Origin of the sequence: Spirillospora sp. NPDC049652, from assembly GCF_040675125.1 — a bacterium.
In the GTDB taxonomy this organism is placed as follows: Bacteria; Actinomycetota; Actinomycetes; order Streptosporangiales; family Streptosporangiaceae; genus Spirillospora.
The window spans coordinates 1-3,827 of sequence record NZ_JBFAOF010000730.1 but is presented as its reverse complement, the minus strand read 5'-3'; the positions used below and the strand labels follow the sequence as shown (position 1 = coordinate 3,827).

The 3,827-nt window shown below is 71.4% G+C and carries 4 protein-coding genes and 2 riboswitches; all 4 genes read left to right on the top strand.

The genetic code is table 11. The features are described from left to right. Nucleotides 1-666 (top strand): 3-oxoacyl-ACP reductase (locus AB0J52_RS31525; protein WP_500186417.1); only part of this gene is annotated, 666 nt, incomplete at its 5' end. An 88-nt stretch (nucleotides 667-754) separates the two neighbouring features. Beyond that, a riboswitch (glycine riboswitch) is annotated at nucleotides 755-852 on the top strand. Nucleotides 853-856: 4 nt separating this feature from the next. Beyond that, a riboswitch (glycine riboswitch) is annotated at nucleotides 857-949 on the top strand. An 82-nt stretch (nucleotides 950-1,031) separates the two neighbouring features. After that, nucleotides 1,032-2,132, top strand: a complete 1,101-nt coding sequence (gcvT, locus tag AB0J52_RS31520; RefSeq protein ID WP_500186415.1) for a glycine cleavage system aminomethyltransferase GcvT — start codon at nucleotides 1,032-1,034, stop codon at nucleotides 2,130-2,132. Nucleotides 2,133-2,153: 21 nt separating this feature from the next. Beyond that, a complete protein-coding gene (gene gcvH / locus AB0J52_RS31515; protein ID WP_500186413.1) occupies nucleotides 2,154-2,543 on the top strand; it encodes a glycine cleavage system protein GcvH in 390 nt (129 codons plus the stop codon). A 2-nt stretch (nucleotides 2,544-2,545) separates the two neighbouring features. Continuing rightward, a complete protein-coding gene (gene glyA / locus AB0J52_RS31510) occupies nucleotides 2,546-3,826 on the top strand; it encodes a serine hydroxymethyltransferase (protein ID WP_500186412.1) in 1,281 nt (426 codons plus the stop codon). Nucleotide 3,827: the final 1 nt, after the last annotated feature.

Genomic DNA, 3,827 nt, shown 5'->3' with positions numbered 1-3,827 from the left:
GTCGTCGCCGACCTGGACGACGCGGGCGGCCGGAAGGCGGCGGACGAGGCCGGGGGCCTGTTCGTCCACACCGACGTCACGTCCGAGGACGACGTGAGGGCCCTGTACCAGGCCGCCCACGCCGCCTACGGCCGGATCGACGTCGCGTTCAACAACGCGGGCATCTCCCCGCCGGACGACGACTCGATCCTGGTCACCGGCCTGGACGCCTGGAAGCGCGTCCAGGAGGTCAACCTGACCAGCGTCTACCTGTGCTGCAAGTACGTCATTCCGTACATGCGCGAGCAGGGCGGGGGCTCGATCATCAACACGGCGTCGTTCGTGGCGGTCATGGGCGCGGCGACCTCGCAGATCTCCTACACCGCCTCCAAGGGCGGCGTGCTGGCCATGTCGCGGGAGCTGGGCGTCCAGTTCGCCCGCGAGGGCATCCGCGTGAACGCCCTCTGTCCGGGTCCGGTCTCGACCCCGCTGCTCCGGGAGCTGTTCGCCAAGGACCCCGAGAAGGCGGCCCGGCGGCTCGTCCACATCCCCGCCGGACGCTTCGCCGAGCCCGAGGAGATCGCGGCGGCGGTCGCGTTCCTCGGCTCGGACGACGCGTCCTTCGTCACCGCCTCCGAGTTCCTCGTGGACGGCGGCATCTCAGGGGCCTACGTCACACCCCTCTAGCCCCGCACGGGCGGATTCGCAGGTAGACAAAGACTGACAAGTCGGCTGGTAGACGGTCTCGGCGCGCTGGTACATTGCGGGCAGCCGTTGATCCCGCGCGGGAGAGTGCCCCCGTCGCCAGCGGTGGCCGCCGAAGGAGCAACTCCTCCCCGGAACCTCTCAGGCCCCACGGACCGCGCGGACCAGGCGACCTCTGGAAAGCGAGGGCGTCCCGCGCCCTCCGCCGAAGGTGAAAGCCCCGCCGAGCAACCGGGGTGAAACTCTCAGGCGCCGATGACAGAGGGGGAGGCACCGAGCCGCCCGGTGCGCGAGTGGGACCATTGACGGGAAGTCCACGCGCGCCCCGCGACCAAGGAGCCAGACCCATGTCCGCCGATCCGACTCCGAAGAAGACGCCGCTCCACGACGTCCATGCCGCGCTGGGCGCCAACCTCGTGGACTTCGCGGGCTACCTCATGCCGCTCCGGTACGCCAGCGAGACCGCCGAGCACCGGGCCGTCCGCACCGCCGCCGGGCTGTTCGACCTCTCCCACATGGGCGAGATCTTCGTCACCGGCCCGCAGGCCGCCGCCGCGCTGGACGCCGCGCTGGTCGGCAACATCTCCCCGATGGCCGTCGGCAAGGCCCGCTACACCATGATCTGCCAGGAGGACGGCGGCGTCCTGGACGACCTGATCGTCTACCGGCTGGCCGCCGAGACCTACCTGGTCGTCGCGAACGCCGCCAACGTCGCGGTCGTCCTGGAGGCCCTGACCGAGCGCGCGGAGGGCTTCGAGGCCGAGGTGGACGACCGGTCCGGCGCCTACGCGCTGATCGCGCTCCAGGGCCCGGACGCGCAGGACATCCTGCTCCGCTTCACCGACGCGCCGCTGTCCGAGCTGAAGTACTACGCCATCCTGCCGGGCGTGGTGGACGGCGCGGACGCGCTGATCGCCCGCACCGGCTACACCGGCGAGGACGGCTTCGAGCTGTTCGTGGCCGCCGCCGACGCGGTGAAGCTGTGGAACACCCTGGCCGCGGTCGAGGGGGTCGTGCCGTCCGGGCTGTCGGCGCGCGACACCCTCCGGCTGGAGGCCGGGATGCCGCTCTACGGCAACGAGCTGACCACCGAGACCACCCCCTTCGAGGCGGGCCTCGGCCGGGTCGTCAAGTTCGAGAAGAACGGGGACTTCGTCGGGCGGGCCGCGCTGGCCGCGCGTGCGGAGGCCGCCGCAGGCCGTAGGCTCGTGGGACTGGTGGCCCGCGGGCGGAGGGCGCCCCGCAAGGGGTACGCGGTCGTCGGCCCGGACGGCACGCCGTGCGGGGTGGTGACCAGCGGCGCTCCGTCGCCCACACTGGGCAAGCCGATCGCCATGGCCTACCTGGACGCCTCGGTCCCCGAGGACACCTCCGAGCTGGCCGTGGACGTCCGCGGCCGGCACGAACCGGTCGACGTCGTCGCCCTGCCTTTCTACAAGCGTTCCTGAAACCCTGGAGAGAGAACAACCGTGAGCGTTCCGGAGCAGCTCCGCTACAGCGAAGAGCACGAGTGGGTCGCCGGCCTCGACAACGAGGACGGCATCGTCACCGTCGGCATCACCCAGCACGCCGCCGACGCGCTCGGCGAGATCGTCTTCATCGAGCTCCAGCCGGCCGAGGGCGAGACCGTCGAGGCCGGCGAGAGCTGCGGCGAGGTGGAGTCCACCAAGTCGGTCAGCGAGCTCTACTCCCCGGTCACCGGCGAGATCACCGCGATCAACGCGTCCGTGATCGACGAGCCCAAGGTGATCAACGACGACCCGTACGGCGAGGGCTGGATCTTCAAGGTCAGGATCACCGACGAGCCCGGCGACCTGCTGGACGCCGACGCCTACAACAAGCTCACCGAGGAGTCCTGACCGTGGCCGCCCCCACGTCGAACCCCTCGTCGCACGACGCGCCGCTGGCGGAGGTCGACCCGGAGGTCGCCGCCGCGGTCGCCGCCGAGCTGCACCGCCAGCAGTCCACCCTCGAGATGATCGCCTCGGAGAACTTCACGCCGGTCGCGGTGCTGGAGGCCCAGGGGACGGTCCTCACCAACAAGTACGCCGAGGGCTACCCGGGCCGCCGCTACTACGGCGGCTGCGAGTACGTGGACGTCACCGAGCAGCTCGCCATCGACCGGGCCAAGGAGCTGTTCGGGGCCGAGTTCGCCAACGTCCAGCCGCACTCGGGCGCGCAGGCCAACACGGCCGTGTACTTCGCGCTGCTGAACCACGGCGACACCATCCTGGGCCTGGACCTGGCGCACGGCGGCCACCTGACCCACGGCATGCGGCTCAACTACTCCGGCAAGGTCCTCAACGTGGTGCCCTACCACGTCCGCGAGGACGACGGCCGGGTGGACATGGACGAGGTCGCGCGCCTCGCCGAGGAGCACCGGCCGAAGATGGTCGTGGCGGGCTGGTCGGCCTACCCGCGGCAGCTCGACTTCGCCCGGTTCCGCGAGATCGCCGACTCGGTGGACGCGCTGCTCATGGTCGACATGGCCCACTTCGCGGGCCTGGTCGCCGCCGGGCTGCACCCCTCGCCCGTCCCGCACGCCCACATCGTCACGACGACCACGCACAAGACCCTCGGCGGTCCGCGCGGCGGCCTGATCCTGGCGACCGAGGAGTTCGGCAAGAAGATCAACTCCGCCGTCTTCCCCGGCATGCAGGGCGGCCCGCTGGAGCACGTGATCGCCGCCAAGGCGGTCGCGCTCAAGGTCGCGGCGTCGGAGGAGTTCGCGGACCGGCAGCGGCGCACCCTGGAGGGCTCCCGCATCCTCGCCGAGCGGCTGCTCGGCGACGACGCGGCGAAGGCCGGGGTGAAGGTGCTGACCGGCGGCACGGACGTGCACCTGGTCCTGGTCGACCTGGTCGACTCCGAGCTGACCGGCCGGGACGCCGAGGACCGCCTGCACGACATCGGCATCACGGTGAACCGCAACGCCGTCCCGAACGACCCGCGTCCGCCGATGGTGACGTCCGGGCTGCGGATCGGCACCCCGGCGCTCGCCACCCGCGGCTTCGACGCCGGCGACTTCCGTGAGGTCGCCGACGTCATCGCGCTGGCGCTCCAGCCGTCGTTCGACCAGGCGGCGCTCGCCGCGCGGGTGAAGGCCCTGGCCGACAAGCACCCGCTGTACCCGAACCTGTGAT